This is a genomic window from Reyranella soli (assembly GCF_007992495.1).
Classification (GTDB): Bacteria; Pseudomonadota; Alphaproteobacteria; order Reyranellales; family Reyranellaceae; genus Reyranella; species Reyranella soli.
Genome location: NZ_BKAJ01000007.1, coordinates 24,180 through 43,037, shown reverse-complemented (window position 1 = coordinate 43,037; position 18,858 = coordinate 24,180). Strand labels below are relative to the sequence as shown.

Sequence of the window (18,858 nt, the reverse complement as noted above, 5' to 3'; positions counted from 1 at the left end):
AGCGAAACTAGCGGCGTGAAAGGCCCCTCGCTATGCTCGGAGTGACAGCTACGGCGTATCGAGCGCCATGCGCACCATCTTCGCCAGCTCGTGCTTTCGAAACGGCTTGTTCAGCAGCAGCACACCGGGGTCGAGGCGTCCATGCGTCGACAGGATGTTCTCGCTGTAGCCCGACATGAACACCAGCCTGGTGGCGGGCCAGCGGCGGCTCACCTCGTCGGCCAGGGCCTTGCCGTTCAGCGGTCCCGGAACGATCACATCGGTCAGCAGCAGGTCGAACGGCTGTTGCGCGGCCTCGAACGCGGCCAGCCCAGCGACGGCGTCGGCGGTCCCGGTGACCTCGTAGCCCAGGCTCTCCAGCTGCTCCAGCACGCCGGTGCGCACGCGCGAATCATCCTCGACCACCAGGATGCGCTCGGTCCCGCGCTCCATGTTGGCGGCCGGCGACACCGTCGTGGATGCCGCCTCGCTGCTGCGGGGCAGGTAGAGGCGCACGGTCGTGCCGCGACCGACCTCGCTCTCGATGCGGACATGGCCCTTGGACTGCTGCAGGAAGCCGTAGACCATGCTGAGGCCGAGACCGGTCCCCTTGCCCATCTCCTTTGTGGTGAAGAACGGCTCGAACACCTTTTCGAGCACGTTGGGAGCCATGCCCTTGCCGGTGTCGCTCACCGAGACCACGACGAAATCGCCTGCGCTGATGCCGTCTCTTTCAGCACCGGCCGGCATTGACAGGTTGCCGGTGGAAACGCGCAGCCGGCCGCCGTCAGGCATGGCGTCGCGCGCGTTGATGGCGAGGTTGACCAGCGACGCCTCGAGCTGGGCGCGATCGATATCGGCGTTCCAAAGGCCACCGCCCAGCACGGTCTCCACTTCGATCATCTCGCCCAGTGTCCGGCGCAGCAGGCCGACGGTCCCATGGACCAACTCGTTGATGTCGGTGGCGACCGGCTGCAGGGCTTGCCGCCGCGAGAAGGCGAGCAGCTGGCGGGTAAGATCGCGGGCGCGCTGGGTGGCGTTGCCGATGCGCCGGATGCGGTTGCGCGTGGCGCGGTCGAGATCGGCCTCCTCGTCGAGAGCATCCAGATTGGCCATAATGACCATCAGGATGTTGTTGAAGTCGTGCGCCACGCCGCCAGTGAGTTGGCCGATCGCATCCATCTTCACCGCCTGGCGCAGGCTGGCCGCAGTGGCGTCGTACTCCGTCATGTCGCGGCCGATGAAATAGTGGCGACGGTCCGAGCTCGACCACGTCGACACCCAGGCCAGCGGGACGATGCGGCCGTCCTTGTGATGGAAGCGGGCGCGGAAGCGCCGCACGGCCTCTCCGCGGCGGGCAAGCCGCATCTCCTCGCGGTTGGGCTCGAGATCCTCGGCGACCAGGAAGTCCTGGGCGCCGCGACCGACGATCTCGTCGGGCCGGTAGCCCAGCACGCGCTCACAGCTCGGGCTGACCTGGAGGAAGCGGCCGTAGCTGTCGGAGACCAGCATCAGGTCCTCTGACGTCTCGAAGATGCGCTGGCTCTCGCGTTCCAGGCGCTTGCGGTCGGTGACGTCGTTCAGCAGCGCCAGCCGGGCAGCCCGGCCGTCGAACTCGATGTCGTGAAGATAGACTTCGACCTCGACGACCTTGCCGTCCTTGTGGCGATGACGCCATTCGCCGGCAAAGAGCTGCGAGGCGGTCGCGCCATGAAGGTACTGGCGCAGACGGTCGACCTCGTCTTGTGGTCGCAGGTCATAAAGGTTGAGGCCGAGGAACTCCTCGCGCGAGTAGCCATAGGTGGCGACGGCGGCGTCGTTGACTTCGAGGATGTCGCGGTTGTCGATGTCATAGACCCACATCGGCAGCGGCGAATGCCTGAAGAGATAGCGGAACCGCGCCTCGCTCTCCTCGAGGCGGGCTTCGCGATCACGCACCTCGGTCACGTCCGAGTAGGTCATGACCCCGCCGCCGCCGGCCAAGGGGTTGTAGCTCACCGACACCGTGCGCCCGTCGGCCCGCTTGCGCTCGATCACAATGCGCTTGCCCGCGCGGGCGAGCTCGAGGCGAAGCGCGACCGCGGCCTCGGGATCGGCCATGCCGTATTCGCCCCGTTGCGCCAGGCCGCGCACCGCCTCCTCGTAGGACATGCCGCGCACGTCGCCGTCGATCTGCAGCCACTCGGCGAGCCGGCGGTTGTAGGAGACGATCCTGTGCTCGGCGTCGAACAGCACCACGCCCTGCTCGATGTTCTCCAGGATCGATTCGAGATTGGCCGCCGTGCGGGAGGCCTCCGGTTCGTGCCGGCGCAGCTCGGTCAGGTCGTTGCCGACGCCGATATAGCCCTCGAAGGTGCCGTCCCCGGCGAACTTCGGCGTGCCGCTGATCATCACTGGCCGCGAGGCGCCGGAGGCGTCGACGACGGTGGTCTCGAAGTTGCGGAACGGTCGGCGGTTCGCCAGATCGTCGAGATGGGCCTGCCACGCTGCTGCGTTGTCGTAATCGGTGCGCGGCACCTCGTTGCGGCGCTTGCCGATCAGCGCGGATACCGGAAGGCCAAGCAGCTCCTGCAGGCGGTCCGACACGAAGGTGAACCGCAGGTCCGGACCCATCTCCCACCACCAGTCGGACGCAATGCCGGCCAGGAGTGAAAACCTGTCTGCCGTCATGAATCACCCCACGGCCGCGCGCCCTTGCGGCCCCGGCTGCGTTGCACTTCCCTCCCGAGGGTCGATTCCGTAGGGACGCGGTCGCTTTTCGTCACGCGCAATAGGGTCCAAAGTGGACCAACTTTCCCGTCATTAACGGGACTTCGCCGTCATTGCGGGGGGCCCGCCGGCACCCCACCTAGGCTGCAAATGGCCCTGGCCACCTCCCATACGACCTTCGGCGACCTCGCGCGGGACGAGCTTGCCATCGAGGTCACCTGCCCCAACTGTGGGCACCGCCGGACGATTGACGGGAATGCCCCCGGGCTGCGCAACCGGCGCATTGCCGGCGCCCGCTTCCGCTGCGATCAGTGCGGGTCGGTGGGGCTGCCCAGCATCGGCAAGCAGCGCCGCTGGACTGGCCGCTTGGCCGAGCATGCGCGCAAGCTGCGATGACGTGCTATTGGCCTGGATCATGCGCGCCACAACCCTGCTCCTTTCCCTGCTCGCGCTGCTCGCCTGGGCTTCCCCTTCCTCCAGCCAGACCACCCAGGATTGGATCACCGGGGCTCCACGCGAGGCGATGCCGATCAAGGCCTGGCCGGGCGGCAAGAAGGTCGCGGTCTGCTTCGTGCTCTATGTCGAGGTATGGGGTCGCGGCCACGGGCCGGTGTTCCGGCCGGACAAGGTGGGCACCAATCCAGACGTGTTGAACGAATCGTTCCGCCAGTACGCCATCCACTGGGGCGTGCCGCGCGTGGGCCGGCTGTTCAAGGAACAGGACGTGCCGATTACGATCGCCCTCAACGCCCAGTTCCCCGGGCAGCATCCGGAGACGTGGAAGACGTTCCGGGCGTCGGTGCCCAAGGCGCCGATCCTGGGCCATGGCATGAACAACTCGACCGAGGAGCTGCCGCTCGACAAGGGCCTGGAGGCACAGAAGGCCTATATCAAACGCGTGCTCGACCTGATCGAGAAGGATACCGGCGCCCGCCCACGCGGCTGGTCGAGCCCCAGTGTCACGCCCAACGTCGACACCTTCGCCGCGACCGTCGGCGAAGGCATCCGCTATTCGCTCGACGGCATGGACTCCGAGGTGCTGTCGCGGCTGATGACGCCGGCCGGCCCGCTGGTGCTGATCCCCTACCCGACCCAGACCGTCGACATGGGCCAGTATCTCGGCCGCCAGAAGGAGCCGGTCGATTTCGAGCGTCAGTGGATCGACTATGTCGACGAGCTCGCCCGCGAGGCCGACGGCGACACTGACCGGCCGGCCACGGTCGTGGCGATCGGCGTACACCCTTTCGTCATGGGCACGCCGTCGGGCGCCGCCGCTTTCCGCCGCGTGCTCGAGGCGCTGAAGGAGCAGCCGCTGGTCTGGCTAACCGACACCGACGCCGTGATGGCCGCGGCCGGCGTGAAGCAACCCTGAGCGCATCGACCTGTTGACCGTCATGGCCAAGGCGCAGCGACAAGCCGACTTGTTCTCCGGCGAGCCGGCGATGCCGGAGGGCTTCGACTATCGCCAGGAGGTCATCTCGACTGACGAGGAACGGCACTTCGCCGCGTGGTTCGCGCAGCTGCCCTTGGCGCCGTTCGAATTCCACGGCTTCCTGGGGCGCCGCCGGATCGTGTCGTTCGGCTGGCGCTACGACTATGCCGGACGACAGATCCGTCCGTCGGCGGACATACCGGAGATTCTCCTGCCCCTGCGCCAGCGTGCGGCGGATGTTGTCGGGCTCGCTGCCGGAAGCCTGCAACAGGTCCTGGTCACCGAATACGGGCCGGGTGCGCCGATCGGCTGGCATCGCGACAAGCCGATGTTCGAGGAGATCGTGGCGATCTCCTTCCTGGCCCCCTGCCTCCTGCGCTTCCGCCGGCGCCTGCGCGACAGCTGGGAGCGGCGCTCGCTCGAGGTGATGCCGAGATCGGCCTATGTCCTCAGCGGCGCGGCCCGCAACGACTGGGAACACAGCATCCCGCCGCTCAGTGCACTGCGCTATTCGGTGACGTTCCGTAGCCTGCGCGACGCATGACCAGCTCGACGATGCGATCGGCCGCCTGCTCCGCCGTCAGCTCCACCGTGCGCAGCACCAGGTCCGGCGCCTCCGGCGCCTCGTAGGGTTGATCGCGCCCGGTCAGGTTCAGCACCTTGCCGCGGTCGGCCTTCTCGTACAGTCCCTTGGGATCGCGACGCCGGCAGACTTCCAATGGTGTGTCGACGAAGACTTCAACGAAGCGCCCTTCGGGCAGGAGCGCGGCGGCACGCGTGCGATCGGCGCGGAACGGCGAGACCAGAGCGACCAGCGTGATCAGGCCGGCGTCGGCCATCAGCTTGGCGACCTCGGCCACGCGACGGACATTCTCCGAGCGGCCTGCGGCGTCGAAGCCGAGATCGGCGTTCAGCCCCTGCCGCAGGTTGTCGCCGTCGAGCAGCATGGTCTGGCGGCCGAGCGCCGCCAGCTTGCTCTCGACGATGTTGGCGATGGTCGACTTGCCCGAGCCCGGCAGGCCGGTCAGCCACACGACCAGAGGCGATTGCGCCTTGGCTTCGGCACGCAAAGCCGGCGTCACCGTCTCCGCATGGCGGTGGACATTGCGCGCGCCGTCGAGGCCTTCGACCACCATGCCGGCCGCCGCCGTGCGCAGCGTCGATCGGTCGATCAGGATGAAGGCGCCGGTCTGGCGATTCTCCGCATAGGCGTCGAAGGCCACCGCCTGGGCCGCTTCGATCTCGACACGGCCGATGGCGTTGAGGACCAGGGATTCCGCCGGCGTGCGCGTCAGCGATTCGACATCGAGCGTGTCGGCGATGCGGCCAAGGGTGGCGGGCACGGTCGCCGTACCGATCTTGAGAAGAAAGCGCTTGCCCGGCGTCGCCGCCGTCTCATCCATCCATACCAGGTCGGCGGCGAAGCGGCGCGCCACCGTCGGCCGCTGCTTGGGATCGGCCAAAACGTCGCCACGGATGACGTCGACCTCGTCGGCCAAGGTCAGCGTCACCGACCGGCCGGCAGTGACCGACGGCAGGTCGCCGTCGAAGCTCACGATGCGCGCCACGCTGCTGATGCGGCCGGAGCCCGATACGACGATCGGATCGCCGACGGCGACACGCCCCGACGCGACGGTGCCTGAGAAGCCGCGGAACTCGCCGTCGGGGCGATTGACCCACTGCACCGGAAAGCGCAGCGCGGCCTCGGCAGCATCGAGATCGGTCTCGACCGTCTCGAGATGGGCCAGCAATGCCGGCCCGGCATACCAGGGCGTGCGCCCGCTGCGCACGGCGACGTTGTCGCCGAGCCGGGCCGACAAGGGGATGGCCACGACGGAATGGAAGGCAAGTGGTGCCGCGAACGCCGTGAATGCCGCCTCGATCTCGCGAAAGCGCGCCTCGGAGAACTCGACCAGGTCGATCTTGTTCACCGCCAGCACGACATGGCGGATGCCGAGCAGCGAGACGATGGCGGCGTGCCGGCGCGTCTGCTCGACCAGGCCCTTGCGCGCATCGACCAGCAGGATGGCGAGCTCGGCGTTGGAGGCGCCGGTCGCCATGTTGCGCGTGTATTGCTGGTGGCCCGGCGTGTCGGCGACGACGAAGGCGCGCTTGGCGGTCGAGAAGAAGCGATAGGCGACGTCGATGGTGATGCCCTGCTCGCGCTCGGCCTCCAGCCCGTCGAGCAGCAGGGCGAAGTCGAACTCGTCCTCGGTCGTGCCGAAGCGCCGCGAATCGTCGCGCAGCGAGGCGATCTGGTCGTCGTGCAGGCCCGCCGCATCGCTGATCAGCCGCCCGATCAGCGTCGACTTGCCGTCGTCGACCGAGCCGCAGGTGAGAAAGCGCAACTCGCTGCGGATCGCCAGCGGCAGGGCATCGTTCGCCGGGGGTACAAGCGTGTCGGGCATCAGAAGTATCCCTCCCTCTTCTTGCGTTCCATGGAGGCCTGCAGGGCGCCATCGACCAGGCGGCCTTGGCGTTCCGACGAGCGCGCATCCAAAAGCTCGGCGATCACGCCATCGACGTCCATCGCCGCCGAGGCGATGGCGCCAGTGAGCGGCCAGCAGCCCAGCGTGCGGAAGCGCACACGGCGCTTCACCGTCGTCTCGCCGTCGAGGAAGCGCATGCGCTCGTCGTCGACGGCGATCAGGTTGCCGTCGCGCTCGACCACCCAGCGTTCGGCGGCGAGATAGAGCGGCACGATCGGGATCGATTCGGCCTGGATGTAGGTCCAGACGTCGAGCTCGGTCCAGTTCGACAGCGGGAAGACGCGCATCGTGTCGCCGTCGGCGAGCCGGGTGTTGAACAGCCGCCACAGCTCGGGCCGCTGGTTGCGCGGGTCCCAGACATGGCCGGCGGCGCGGTGCGAGAAGATGCGCTCCTTGGCCCGCGCCTTCTCCTCGTCTCGGCGGCCGCCGCCGAAGGCGGCATCGAAGCGGTGGATGTCGAGCGCCTCCTTGAGCGCCTCGGTCAGCATCAGCCGCGAGTACTCGCCGGTCTCGGTCTCGAAGGGATTGATCCCGTCGCGAGCGGCCTGCTCGTTGGCATGCACCAGAAGTTCGAGCCCGTACTGTGCGGCCATGCGATCGCGATGCTCGACCAAGGCGCGGAAATCCCAGCCCGAGGCGATGTGCAGGAACGGGAACGGCGGCGGCGCTGGGAAGAAGGCCTTGCGCGCCAGGTGCAGCATGACGCTCGAATCCTTGCCCACCGAATAGAGCATCACCGGTCGACGGAACTCGGCCACGACCTCGCGCAGAATGTGGATCGCCTCGTCCTCCAACCGCTGCAGATGCGGCGACAGGATGGGCGTGGAGATCGGCTGTTTCTTTTTGGCCGCGCGGGCGGCGGCGACTGGCGGGCTCATGGGTTGCTCTGCTTTTCTGTCGGGGTGGGTAGATGAATGCCGCATTCGGTCTTCTCGAATCCGCGCCAGCGGCCGGCGCGCGGATCCTCTCCCGATGCCACGATCGACGTGCAGGGCGCGCAGCCGATCGAGAGATAGCCCTGCGCCAGCAGTGGATGCGGCGGCAGCCGGTGCCTGGCGACATAGGTCGCGATGTCGTTGACGCTCCAGCTGGCCAGCGGATTGACCTTGACGTGCGTATCGTCGGTCTCGAACACCGGCAGGTCGAAGCGCGTCGATGCCTGGAAGCGCTTGCGGCCGCTGACCCAGGCGTCGTAGCCCGCCAGCGCGCGCTGCAACGGCGCTGTCTTGCGGAAGGCGCAGCAGCCATCGGGATCCCAGGTCGCGCGGCTGAGATCGGCATCGAGCCGCGCCACCTCCTGCGCTGTCGGACCAACGCTGCGCACGCCGCTGAGGCCGAGATGGGCCGCCAATCGATTGCGATACGCCAGCGTCTCGGGAAAATGCCGGCCGGTATCGACGAACAGGACGGGCGTGGTCGGATCGATGGCGGCGACGAGATGCAGCAGCACCGCCGATTCCGCGCCGAACGAGGAGACGACGGCGATACGGCCGGGAAACGCCTCGCGCAAGGCCGTCGACAGGATCCGCTCGGGCGGTGCGTAGCCGAGACGCCGCTGCAGGTCGAGGACGAGGTCTGTCGGGATGGGCATCGCCTGCTCCTAACGCGAGGTGAACAGGCGCACGGTCGCCAGCACGACCGGCAGCACGTCACCGCGCCTGACGGTCCGGCCGTCCGCCAGCTCGATCTCGACCGTCGGCAGATCGTCGCTGAGCGACAGCTCGGCGCGGCGCGACGTGCCCGAGCGGCGGACGCAGATCACCCGCGCCGGAATGGCGTCGGCCCCTGGCCGGGCGATGACGAGATCGCGCGGCCGCACGAAGAGCTCGGCCGGTCCCGCGACGTTCTCCTCGGGCGTGCGCACCTGGTGTGGGCCGATGCGGATCCACGAGCCCGCGGCATCGACCGGCAGGCGCACGGCCTCGCCGACGAAGCCTGCGACGAAGGCCGTGGCCGGCCGGTCCAGGACGTCGTCCGGCGTGCCGACCTGTTCGACGGCGCCGCGGTTGAAGATGGCGACGCGGTCGGCGAGCTCGAGCGCCTCCTCCTGGTCGTGGGTCACGAACAGGGTGGTGTGGCCGGTACGGTCGTGGACCTCGCGCAGCCAGCGCCTGAGGTCGCGGCGCACCTTGGCGTCGAGCGCCCCGAACGGCTCGTCGAGCAGCAGCACGCGCGGCTCGACGGCGAGCGCACGGGCCAGCGCTACGCGCTGGCGCTGGCCGCCCGAGAGCTGGGCCGGATGGCGCTTGTCGAGGCCACGCAATTGCACCAGGTCCAGGAGATCGGCGACGCGCTGGCGGATCTCCTTGTCGCGTGGCCGCGTGCGGCGCGGCCTCACCCTGAGGCCGTAGGCGATGTTCTCGGCGACAGTGAGATGGCGGAATAGCGCGTAGTGCTGGAACACGAAGCCGACACGGCGGTCACGGACGGCGAGCCTGGTCGCATCCTCTTCGCCGAACAGGATGCGGCCGGCAGTCGGCGCTTCGAGCCCCGCGATCAGGCGCAGGAACGTCGTCTTGCCCGAGCCCGAGGGGCCGAGCAGCGCCAGAAGCTCGCCGGGCTGCACCGCGAGGTCGACGTGCTCGATCGCCACCGTGCCGTCGAAGGACTTCGCCAGCCCCTCGGCGCGGATGGCGATGGCTGTCGACTTGTCAGTGCCGGTGGACGCGGGCGAGGCTGTCTCCGTATCGCCATTCGAGGATGGACTTTGCGCCCAGGGTGACGAGGGCGAGTCCCGCCAGAAGCGAGGCGACGGCGAAAGCAGCGACGAAGTTGTACTCATTGTAAAGGATCTCCACGTGGAGCGGCATGGTGTTGGTCAATCCGCGGATGTGCCCGGACACGACCGAGACCGCGCCGAATTCGCCCATGGCGCGTGCGTTGCAGAGCAGCACGCCGTAGAGCAGCGCCCAACGCACGTTGGGCAGGGTGACGGTGAGGAAGGTGCGCCAGCCCGAGGCGCCGAGCGTCAGCGCCGCCTCCTCCTCCGCCGTGCCCTGCTCCTGCATCAGCGGGATCAGCTCGCGGGCGATGAAGGGGAAGGTGACGAAGATCGTCGCCAGCACGATGCCCGGCACGGCGAAGATGATCTTGAACTGCCAGTCGTCCATCAGCGGGCCTAAAAGGCCCTTGGCGCCGAACAGCAGGACGTAGACCAGGCCGGAGACGACCGGCGACACCGAGAACGGCAGGTCGATCAGCGTCACCAGCAGGCTCTTGCCGGCGAACTCGAACTTGGCGACCGCCCAGGCGGCAGCGACGCCGAAGACCAGGTTGAGCGGCACGGCGATGGCCGCGACCAGCAGGGTGAGGCCGATGGCGGCCTGGGTGTCGGGCTCCGTGAAGGCGGCCAGGAAGGCATCGACGCCGCGGCGCAGCGCTTCCGAGAACACCGCGAGCAGCGGCAGCACCAGGAACAGCGCCAGGAAGCCGACGGCGAGCGCGACCAGCATCCAGCGCACGGCCCTGCCCTCGCTGAGCGCGCTGCTACGCATGGCCGAACCGGCGGCGGCTGAAGGCCTGCAGGCCGTTGATGGCGAGCAGCGTCAGGAACGAGATCGCCAGCATCACCGTGGCGATGGCGGCGGCGCCCGCGTAGTCGAACTCCTCGAGCTTGGTGACGATCAGGAGCGGCGCGATCTCGGAGATGAACGGCATGTTGCCGGCGATGAAGATCACCGAGCCGTACTCGCCGACGGCGCGGGCGAAGGCGAGCGCCACGCCGGTCAGCAGCGCCGGCGTGAGGCCCGGCAGCACGACGCGGAACACGGTCTGCCGCCGCGTGGCGCCCAGCGTCGCCGATGCCTCCTCGACCTCGCGGTCGAAGTCCTGCAGCACGGGCTGCACCGTGCGCACGACGAACGGCAGGCCGATGAAGATCAGGGCGACCAGGATGCCGAGCGGCGTGAAGGCGATCTTGATGCCCCACGGCGCGAACAGGCTGCCGATCCAGCCGTTCTCGGCATAGAGGGCCGCAAGCGCGATGCCGGCCACTGCCGTCGGCAGGGCGAACGGCAGGTCGACCGCCGCATCGAGGAGTCGCTTGCCGGAGAAGTCGTAGCGCACCAGCACCCAGGCCACGATCACGCCGAACACCGCGTTGACGGCAGCGGCGGCGGCCGAGATGAAGAAGCTCACCTCGAGCGCCGCCAGCACGCGCGGCGTGGTGGCGACGCGCCAGATGCCGTCGAGGCCGAGCTCGCCCGCGCGCGCCACCAGCACGGCGAGCGGGATCAGCACGATCAGCGACAGGTAGCTGACGGCGAAGCCCAAGGTCAGCCCGAAGCCGGGCAAGGCGCTGGGCTTGCGGACCCTCGGCAGCCAGCCGCTGAGGGCGGCGTCGCTCATCGCGTCGCCTTGGCGCCGGGCTTGTAGATCTGGTCGAACTGTCCGCCATCGGCGAAGTGTTCAGTCTGCGCCTTGGTCCAGCCGCCGAAGACCTGGTCGATGGTCACCAGCTTGATCTTGGGGAAGCGCGCCAGGTCGGCAGGATCGGCCGCATCGGGCTTGAACGGGCGGTAGAAGTTGCTGGCGATGATCTTCTGCGCCGCCGGCGAATAGAGGAAATCGAGATAGGCCTGCGCCACCTTGCGCGTGCCGCGCTTGTCGACGACGGCGTCGACCAGGGCGACCGGCGGCTCGGCCAGGATGGAGAACGGCGGCACCACGATCTCGAACTTGTCGGCGCCGAACTCCTGCAGGATCAGGAAGGCCTCGTTCTCCCAGGAGATGGCGACGTCGCCGACCGCGCGCTGGGCGAAGGTCGTGGTCGAGCCGCGCGCGCCCGAATCGAGCACTGGCACGTTGCGATAGATCGCCTCGACGAACTTGCGCGCCGCGACTTGATCTCCCTTGGTCCGATCGAGCTCGTAAGCCCAGGCTGCGAGATAGTTCCAGCGCGCGCCGCCCGAGGTCTTCGGGTTCGGCGTCACCACCGACACGCCCTGGCGCGCGAGATCGGGCCAATCCTTGATCGCCTTGGGATTGTCCTTGCGCACCACGAACACGATGGTCGAGGTGTAGGGCGAGGAATTGTTGGGCAGACGCGACTGCCAGTCCGCCGGCAGGCGCTTGGACTCGCGGGCGATGGCGTCGATGTCGCCGGCCAGCGCCAAGGTCACGACATCGGCCTCGAGGCCGTCGATCACCGAGCGCGCCTGCTTGCCCGAGCCGCCGTGGCTTGCGCGCACCGTCACCTTCTGGCCGGTGCTGGCCTGCCATTGCTTGGCGAAGGCCTCGTTGATCGCCTTGTAGAGTTCGCGCGTCGGATCGTACGAGACGTTGGTGAGCACGACGTCCTGCGGGCTCTGCGCGCGCGCCGAGGCGAAGGCCGACAGGATGGGGACCGCCGAGGCGGCGGCGGGAAGACGGCGACGTTTGGTCAGGATGCGTTCGGACATGGCTCCGCTCCTCCGCGCCTGCGCTCCTCGCGGAGGGGCCGGTGCTTACTCTGGAATTCGACGACGACTAGAAGGGTCGGCTCAGGGGCGCCGACAGGTCATGCGGCAGACGCCGCGTCGACAGAGCATGCTCGGAACAGAGGGTTGGGACATCGCTGTCTCCATGGACTTTCGATGCTTCTCAAATGCCCGCGTTCACGCACTTGAACAATGGTTGCGATTGCCAAAGTTGCGACGCCCCGAAGAAGGATGCGCCGCAACTTTCAAGGCGCACGAAAGGCTTTTCTCCCGGCGCGGCAACCCACATCACCGCGAACGGGATTGCGTTCGCTGCGCGTCTCGGAAAATCGCCGCAAGCCATTGATGCTTCTGGTCCTTCCAGCGCTGCCGGCGGCCAGGCACTGTCCGCTAAACAGGGACAGCAACGACAATGCGTATCGCTCGGCGCAGCGCATCGAGAGCCCGAGTGCATGCAATGCCATCATCGCGGGTGATTTTGCGGCATTCCCGGTAATTCCGCCGGAGGTCGTAAAGCCGACCTACTACCCATGGGGCTCGCTGGCGAATTCGGACATTTACGCAAATTACGCAACGAGTTTTCGAGCTCAGGAAAGGCCGGCTCGGCGCCTGCCGGGCACGATGGACTTCGGATGAACGATGCAAAGAGCGACGCCGCCTGGAGGCGGATGGTCATGAATATAACTTCAGTTCTCGATTGCGTCAACTCCGTCACGGATGTCACCCCGAGCGCAGCGAGGGGCCTTTAAGACCACAGGAAAGGTCCCTCGCTGCGCTCGGGATGACAGTGCGCCTGTAGCGCCCGCCTGCCTACAGGATGATCAAGCCCAGCTCGGCAGCCCCGTCTTGATCGTGAAGTTGTGATGCGCCGACACCCAGCGCACCGTGCCGGTCTTGGAGCGCATGACGATCGAGTGCGTCTCCGCGCCGTTGCCGAAGCGGCGCACGCCCTTCAGCATCGAGCCCGAGGTGACGCCGGTGGCGGCGAACATCACGTCGCCCTTGGCCATGTCGAGCATCGAGTATTTGCGGTTGAGGTCGGTGATGCCCCACTTGCGGGCCCGCGCCTTCTCGTCGTCGTTGCGGAACAGCAGACGGCCCTGGATCTGGCCGCCGATGGCGCGCAACGCCGCCGCCGCAAGAACGCCTTCCGGCGCGCCGCCCGAGCCCATGTAGATGTCGATGCCCGAATCGCCGGTCGAGGTGGCGATCACGCCCGACACGTCGCCGTCGCCGATCAGCATGATGCGTGCGCCCGCCTCGCGCACCTTGGCGATCAGCTCGGCATGGCGCGGACGGTCGAGGATGCAGACCACGAGGTCGGCGACGTCGACCTTCTTGGCCTTGGCGAGGTCGCCGAGATTCTGAGCCGGCGTCTTGTCGAGGTCGACGATGCCGTCGGGCAGGCCGCCGCCGACGGCGATCTTGTCCATGTAGACGTCGGGCGCATTGAGGAAGCCGCCATGCTCGGCCATGGCGATGACGGCCAGCGCATTGGGCAGGCCCTTGGCGGTGATGGTCGTGCCCTCGAGCGGATCGAGCGCGATGTCGATCTGGGGGGCGCCGGCCTGGGCCAGCCCGACCTTCTCGCCGATATAGAGCATCGGCGCCTCGTCGCGCTCGCCCTCGCCGATCACGACGGTGCCGTCGATGGCAAGCGAGTTCAGCGACGTGCGCATGGCGTCGACGGCGGCCTGGTCGGCCTTCTTCTCGTCGCCGCGGCCCATCAGCTTGGAAGCGGCCAGGGCGGCGGCTTCGGTGACGCGCACCACCTCGAGCGCAAGATTGCGGTCCAGTTTCACGTCGTTGCCCATCGTCTCCTCCGTCGGCGTCTCTTTAGCGCCGTCCTACTGAAATGCTTCGATCCTGATGACGCAGGGCTCTTCGGCCACTGCGCCCAGCCTGGTGATGCGGGCGAGCGCCCGCTGCATCGCCGCCTCCTCTGTCTCGTGCGTGGTCAGCACGACCGGCACCGCGCCGTCCGAGCGGCCGCGCTGCAGCATGGCCTCGAGCGAGATGCGCTCCTTGGCCAGCGCGCCCGAGACCGCCGCGATCACGCCCGGCTTATCCTGCACCATCAGGCGCATGTAATACGCCCCCTGATGGCGGTCCATCGGCGAGACCTTCTTGTCGGCGAGCCGCTCGGCCGGCACGACGAAGGCCGGCATCTGGCGGCCGCGCGCCACATCGACAAGGTCGGCGACGACGGCCGAGGCGGTCGGCCCCTGCCCCGCACCGCGGCCCTGGAACATGGTGGTGCCGACGAAGTCGCCCTCGACCACGACGGCGTTGAACACGCCCTCGATGTGCGCAATCGGCGCCGACAGCGGCACCATGCAGGGATGAACGCGCTGTTCGATGCCGTACCGCGTCTCGCGTGCCAGCCCCAGGAGTTTGATGCGAAAGCCCAGCTCCTCGGCGAACTGGATGTCCATCGCGCTCACACGGCGGATGCCCTCGACATGGACGCCGGCGAAGTTGACCTTGGCGCCGAACGCGGCACCGGTCAGCACAGCGAGCTTGTGCGCGGCATCGATGCCATCGACGTCGAAGCTGGGATCGGCCTCGGCATAGCCCGCCGCCTGCGCCTCGGCCAGCACGGCGCCGAAGTCGCGGCCGGTCTCGCGCATCGTGGTCAGGATGTAATTGCAGGTGCCGTTGAGGATGCCGTAGAGGCGCCGCACGCGATTGCCAACCAGGCCTTCGCGCAGGGCCTTGATGATGGGGATGCCGCCCGCGACCGCTGCCTCGAACGCCAGGATGCTGCCCCTCTTCTCGGCCAAGGTCGCAAGCTCGGTGCCATGCATGGCCAGCAGCGCCTTGTTGGCGGTGACGACGTGCTTGCCCGAGCGCAGCGCCGTCTGCACGAGACGACGCGCGACGCCGCTGGAGCCGCCGATGAGTTCGACGACGACGTCAATGTCGGGCGCGGTGGCCAGCGCCAGTGGATCGCGCTCCCAGCGTACGCCGGAGACGTCGATGTCACGCTTCTTGGCCTTGCTGCGCGCGCTGACGGCGACAACCTTGAGCGACCGCCCGCCGCGCAGAGACAGGAGTCGGCCGTGCTCGGCCAGGAGTTTGACAACGCCTGCGCCAACGGTGCCGAGGCCGGCGATGCCGATTCTGAGAGGAGCTTTCATGGGGTCGCCTGATACGACAGGTTGCGCTCAGGCGCGAGCCTTCAATGGCGTGATGTTGTCACCCACGCCGCGCAGGTAGAGATCGATGGCGCGGCCGGGGTCGGCCATCACCTGGCGGATGTTGCGGATGGCCTGGCGGATGCGGTGCTTGTTTTCGACCAGGGCAATGCGGACATGGGCATCGCCATGCTCGCCGAAGCCGATGCCGGGCGAAACCGCGACATTGGCCTGGGTCAGCAGCAGCTTGGAGAAGGCAAGCGAGCCCAGCTCGGCGAACTCCTTGGGGAGCGGCGCCCAGGCGAACATGCTGGCCGACGGCGCCGGCAGGTTCCAGCCCGCCGCGCTCAGCCCTTCGATCAGCACGTCGCGGCGTTCCTTGTAGGTGTTGCGCGCCTCGGCGATGCAGTCCTGCGGCCCGTTCAGCGCCGCCGTCGCCGCCACCTGGATCGGCGTGAAGGCGCCGTAGTCGAGGTACGACTTGATGCGGGTCAGCGCCTGGATCAGCGTCTTGTTGCCGGCGGCGAAGCCCATGCGCCAGCCCGCCATCGAGTAGGTCTTGCTCATCGAGGTGAACTCGACGGCGATGTCACGCGCGCCCGGTACCTGCAGCACCGACGGCGGCGGCACGCCGTCGAAGTAGATCTCGGCATAGGCGAGATCGCTCAGGATCCAGATGCCTTGCCGTTTGCAGAAATCGACGATCGCGGCATAGAAGTCGAGGTCGACGACCTGCGCCGTCGGATTCGACGGGTAGTTAAGCACCAGCGCGATCGGCTTGGGCACCGTGTGGCGCACCGCACGCTCGAGCGCCGGCAGGAACTCCTCCAGCGACGTGCTGCCCGGCACTGGAATGTGACGCACCGAGCCGCCGGCGATGATGAAGCCGTAGGGATGGATGGGATAGCTGGGGTTGGGCACCAGCACGATGTCGCCCGGCGAGGTGATGGCCTGCGCAAGATTGGCCAGCCCCTCCTTCGAGCCCAGGGTGACGATGATCTCGCTCTCGGGATCGAGCTCGACGCCGAAGCGGCGCGCGTAATAGGCCGCCTGCGCCTTGCGCAGGCCGGGGATGCCGCGCGAGGCGGAGTAGCCGTGGGCACGCGGATTGGCAGCGGCCTCGGCGAGCTTGGCGACGATGTGCGGAGCGGTCGGCAGGTCGGGATTGCCCATGCCGAGATCGATGACGTCCTGGCCGGCAGCGCGGGCGCGCGCCTTCATGGCGTTCACTTCCGCGAACACATAGGGCGGCAGGCGCTTCAGCCGGTGGAATTCCGAATCGTCCATCGTTTTGTCCTTGGTCGCTAGAAATCGATGAAGATCTCGGCGCGACGGTTGGCGGCGATGCCGCGGGCGGAGGTGGTTTCGAAGGCGGGCACGGCGTCCGAGGCGGCCTCGGCGACAATGCGGCTGGCTGGCACGCCGAGCCGCACGAGCTGGGTGGCAACGGAGAGCGCGCGCTGGCGCGAGACTTCGTAGTTGGCGCTCGCCGCCCGGTCGGACGGTGAGCCGGACGCGTCCTGCTGTGAGTGGCCGACGATGCGCACCGTGGCGCGGTTGGTCCTCTGCATCTCCGCCACCTTCTGCAAGATGGCGAGGTCATTGCTGGTGAGACTTGCAGAGCCACTGCCGAACTGGATGACGGCGACCTGTGCGTTACCGCCGGACGGTTGCCTGGCTGACGGCGTGTCGGGCTGCTGCGGGACAGGCGCCGCTGGCGCGGCCATCGCCGCCATCTGGGCAGCAGCAAGATCGGCTGAAGAGCCCGCTGGCTGAGCCGTCCGCTGAGCGGAAGGCGCAGGCATCGAGGCCGGGACGGCCGATCCAGGCGGTGTCCAGCCGGGTGGCGGCACGAAGGCTTTGTTGGGATCGGCAGACCGTGTCGGCGCCGCTGCCCGCGGCGGCGGTTCAGCCATCGTCGTCGCGGCCGGTGCCGACGGCGCAGGTGGCGGAGGAGTCGGCACAGGGGCCGCTGCAGCCGCTGCCGTGCCCGGTGGAGTCCAACCCGGCGGCGGCACGAAGGCCTTGTTCGGATCGGCAGGCCTCGACGGCGCAGTTGGTGCCGCGGTTGGCGGCGGCGGCATCGCGGTCACTGGCGGAGCTGCCGGCGCAGCAGGCGCTGCCTCGGCAGCAGCCACGGCAGGCGCACTTTGTCCCGGAGGCGTCCAGCCTGGTGGCGGCACGAATGCCTTGTTGGGATCGGCCTTACGCGTTGACACGACCGGAGCGGGAGCTGGAGCCGGCGGCGGTGTCGGAGCAGCGATTTGTGCAGGCACCGGCGCTGGAGCGGGCGGCGGTGCCGGAGTGGCGACCGGCGCCGGCGGCGGAGGTGCGGCAGCGCCAGCGGCAGCAGCCACAGTGACCGTAGGCTCAGCGTGCCCTGGCGGCGTCCAGCCCGCCGGCGGCACGAACACCTTGTTGGGATCGACGGTGCGTACCGGCGCAGTTGAAACGGGCACTTGAGCTGGCGGCGGCAGTGGCGCCGCAGCGGCCGTGCTGACCACGGGTTCGGGCGGCACTGGAGGCGTCCAGCCTGCGGGCGGCACGAACGCCTTGCCGGAATCCGCAGGCCGCGGTGCAGGCGCCGCGACGGGCGCTGGCGGAGGTGGCGCGGCGGCCGTCGTGGCGACAGGTTCGGAGTGCCCTGGCGGCGTCCAGCCTGGCGGCGGCACGAATGCCTTGCTCGGATCGGCGGATCGTGCCGGCGCAGCCGCAACCGCCGGAGCGGGCGGCGGCGCGACAGAGTCAGGCGCCGCGATCGGCGCAGGTGTGGGCGCAGGCTGCGGCGGCGCGACAGCAGCCGTCACGACGAAGGGTGCAGACTGACCTGGCGGCGTCCATCCCGGCGGTGGAACGAATGCCTTGCTCGGATCGGCAGGACGCGCGGTCGTCGTAGCCGGCGGTGGTGGTGGCAGTGGCGCCGGCGGTGCTGCTGCAGGCGCGGGCGGCGGCTCCGGTGCAGCAGCGACCGGCGGCGGCTCGGGTGCCGGCGGCGGCGCTGCCGCAGGCGCGCTCGTCATCGCGGCGCGCGTCACGAAAGGCATGTTGTCGGCCGTGGCGACGGCAGGCGTCGCCCTGATGGGCGCCATCGATTGCGACGGCTGCCCCGCATCCGACCGCGGCGGCTCGGGTGCCGGCGCTGGCGCTGGCGGCGGAGCGGGCGGCGTCGCCGCCGGTGCCGGCGTCACCTTCGTCACGCCATCAGGATTGCCGGGTTCGGCGGCCGCCGGCTTACCGGGCATTCCAGAGGGGACCCCGGTGGTCTTGGGCTCTTTGTCTTTGTTGTCCTTCGCCTTCTCCTCGTCCCTGGCCTTCTTCTCGGCGGCTTCACGCTCGAGACGCGCCTCGCGCGCCTTGGCGTCGCGCTCGGCGGCATCCTTGTCCGCCTTCTCCTTTTGCGCCTTCTGCCCGCCGGTTCCTTTGACGATGGCGCCGATCTGCGGCTGCTGTCCGCGCGTTTCGTCGGCGGCGGAGATGCCCTGCTCGTACTGCTGGCCTGGATTGGCCGACGGCAGGACGCCGCTCGCCTGGACCTGGCGGTCGGCGCCTGGACGCAGCTTGGCGCTGCCGGCCGGTGCACTGTCGAACCAGCCACAGCCCGCAAGCAGCGCGCAGCTGGACACGCCAAGCAAGCCCAGCCAGCTCCTGCCCGTCCTGTCCTGCCCTCTACGCATTACTGCCTGTCCTTGCTCGAA

16 protein-coding genes are annotated in these 18,858 nt (G+C 68.5%); 4 read left to right on the top strand and 12 right to left on the bottom strand.

Translation table 11 applies throughout. From position 1 onward, the window contains the following. Positions 1–48 precede the first annotated feature (48 nt). Complete coding sequence (locus tag RSO01_RS02515; RefSeq protein WP_147145861.1) at positions 49–2,649, bottom strand: PAS domain S-box protein; 2,601 nt, start codon at positions 2,647–2,649, stop codon at positions 49–51. Between the two features lie 189 nt (positions 2,650–2,838). On the opposite strand from RSO01_RS02515, the gene RSO01_RS02510 reads away from it, so the two are divergent. The 3 genes from RSO01_RS02510 to RSO01_RS02500 are packed head-to-tail and all read left to right on the top strand — an operon-like array spanning position 2,839 to position 4,664. Then, complete coding sequence (locus tag RSO01_RS02510; protein WP_147145858.1) at positions 2,839–3,084, top strand: CpXC domain-containing protein; 246 nt, start codon at positions 2,839–2,841, stop codon at positions 3,082–3,084. A gap of 19 nt (positions 3,085–3,103) precedes the next feature. Next, complete coding sequence (locus RSO01_RS02505; RefSeq protein WP_147145855.1) at positions 3,104–4,060, top strand: polysaccharide deacetylase family protein; 957 nt, start codon at positions 3,104–3,106, stop codon at positions 4,058–4,060. Positions 4,061–4,082: 22 nt separating this feature from the next. Beyond that, positions 4,083–4,664: an alpha-ketoglutarate-dependent dioxygenase AlkB gene (locus tag RSO01_RS02500; RefSeq protein WP_147145852.1), complete on the top strand. Its 582-nt coding sequence runs from the start codon at positions 4,083–4,085 to the stop codon at positions 4,662–4,664. Here the strand turns inward: RSO01_RS02500 and cysN are convergent. From cysN to RSO01_RS02465, 7 genes are read right to left on the bottom strand one after another with little or no spacing between them, the layout of a single operon-like run. Next, entirely contained in the window at positions 4,615–6,528 is a 1,914-nt protein-coding gene (gene cysN / locus RSO01_RS02495; RefSeq protein WP_147145849.1) for a sulfate adenylyltransferase subunit CysN, read from the bottom strand. The two genes, RSO01_RS02500 and cysN, sit on opposite strands and share 50 nt — an antisense overlap. Continuing rightward, a complete protein-coding gene (gene cysD, locus RSO01_RS02490) occupies positions 6,528–7,487 on the bottom strand; it encodes a sulfate adenylyltransferase subunit CysD (protein WP_147145846.1) in 960 nt (319 codons plus the stop codon). Before cysD ends, cysN begins: the two co-directional genes overlap by 1 nt. Beyond that, a complete protein-coding gene (locus RSO01_RS02485; RefSeq protein ID WP_147145843.1) occupies positions 7,484–8,200 on the bottom strand; it encodes a phosphoadenylyl-sulfate reductase in 717 nt (238 codons plus the stop codon). Before RSO01_RS02485 ends, cysD begins: the two co-directional genes overlap by 4 nt. A 9-nt stretch (positions 8,201–8,209) precedes the next feature. Then, on the bottom strand, positions 8,210–9,226 hold the full coding sequence (locus tag RSO01_RS02480) for a sulfate/molybdate ABC transporter ATP-binding protein (RefSeq protein ID WP_373867863.1): 1,017 nt from the start codon (positions 9,224–9,226) through the stop codon (positions 8,210–8,212). Between the two features lie 34 nt (positions 9,227–9,260). Then, complete coding sequence (cysW, locus tag RSO01_RS02475) at positions 9,261–10,103, bottom strand: sulfate ABC transporter permease subunit CysW (RefSeq protein ID WP_147145841.1); 843 nt, start codon at positions 10,101–10,103, stop codon at positions 9,261–9,263. Continuing rightward, complete coding sequence (cysT, locus tag RSO01_RS02470) at positions 10,096–10,956, bottom strand: sulfate ABC transporter permease subunit CysT (RefSeq protein ID WP_147145838.1); 861 nt, start codon at positions 10,954–10,956, stop codon at positions 10,096–10,098. The genes cysW and cysT overlap by 8 nt, the downstream gene beginning before the upstream one ends. Continuing rightward, entirely contained in the window at positions 10,953–12,008 is a 1,056-nt protein-coding gene (locus RSO01_RS02465; RefSeq protein WP_147145835.1) for a sulfate ABC transporter substrate-binding protein, read from the bottom strand. The genes cysT and RSO01_RS02465 overlap by 4 nt, the downstream gene beginning before the upstream one ends. A gap of 210 nt (positions 12,009–12,218) precedes the next feature. Between RSO01_RS02465 and RSO01_RS02460 the strand changes: the two genes are divergently transcribed. Further along, positions 12,219–12,662, top strand: coding sequence for a hypothetical protein (locus RSO01_RS02460; protein ID WP_170302801.1), 444 nt, complete (start codon positions 12,219–12,221; stop codon positions 12,660–12,662). A 185-nt stretch (positions 12,663–12,847) separates the two neighbouring features. Here the strand turns inward: RSO01_RS02460 and glpX are convergent, their stop codons facing one another. The 4 genes from glpX to RSO01_RS49405 are packed head-to-tail and all read right to left on the bottom strand — an operon-like array spanning position 12,848 to position 18,837. Then, positions 12,848–13,840: a class II fructose-bisphosphatase gene (glpX, locus tag RSO01_RS02455; RefSeq protein ID WP_174825909.1), complete on the bottom strand. Its 993-nt coding sequence runs from the start codon at positions 13,838–13,840 to the stop codon at positions 12,848–12,850. A gap of 33 nt (positions 13,841–13,873) precedes the next feature. After that, the gene (locus tag RSO01_RS02450; protein ID WP_147145828.1) at positions 13,874–15,166 is read right to left on the bottom strand and encodes a homoserine dehydrogenase; all 1,293 of its coding nucleotides are present in this window, start codon (positions 15,164–15,166) and stop codon (positions 13,874–13,876) included. Between the two features lie 27 nt (positions 15,167–15,193). Continuing rightward, positions 15,194–16,450, bottom strand: coding sequence for an LL-diaminopimelate aminotransferase (locus RSO01_RS02445; protein ID WP_147145826.1), 1,257 nt, complete (start codon positions 16,448–16,450; stop codon positions 15,194–15,196). Positions 16,451–16,467: 17 nt separating this feature from the next. Further along, positions 16,468–18,837 (bottom strand): OmpA family protein, encoded by a 2,370-nt coding sequence (locus tag RSO01_RS49405; RefSeq protein WP_147145823.1) that lies wholly within the window; start codon positions 18,835–18,837, stop codon positions 16,468–16,470. Between the last annotated feature and the right edge of the window lie 21 nt (positions 18,838–18,858).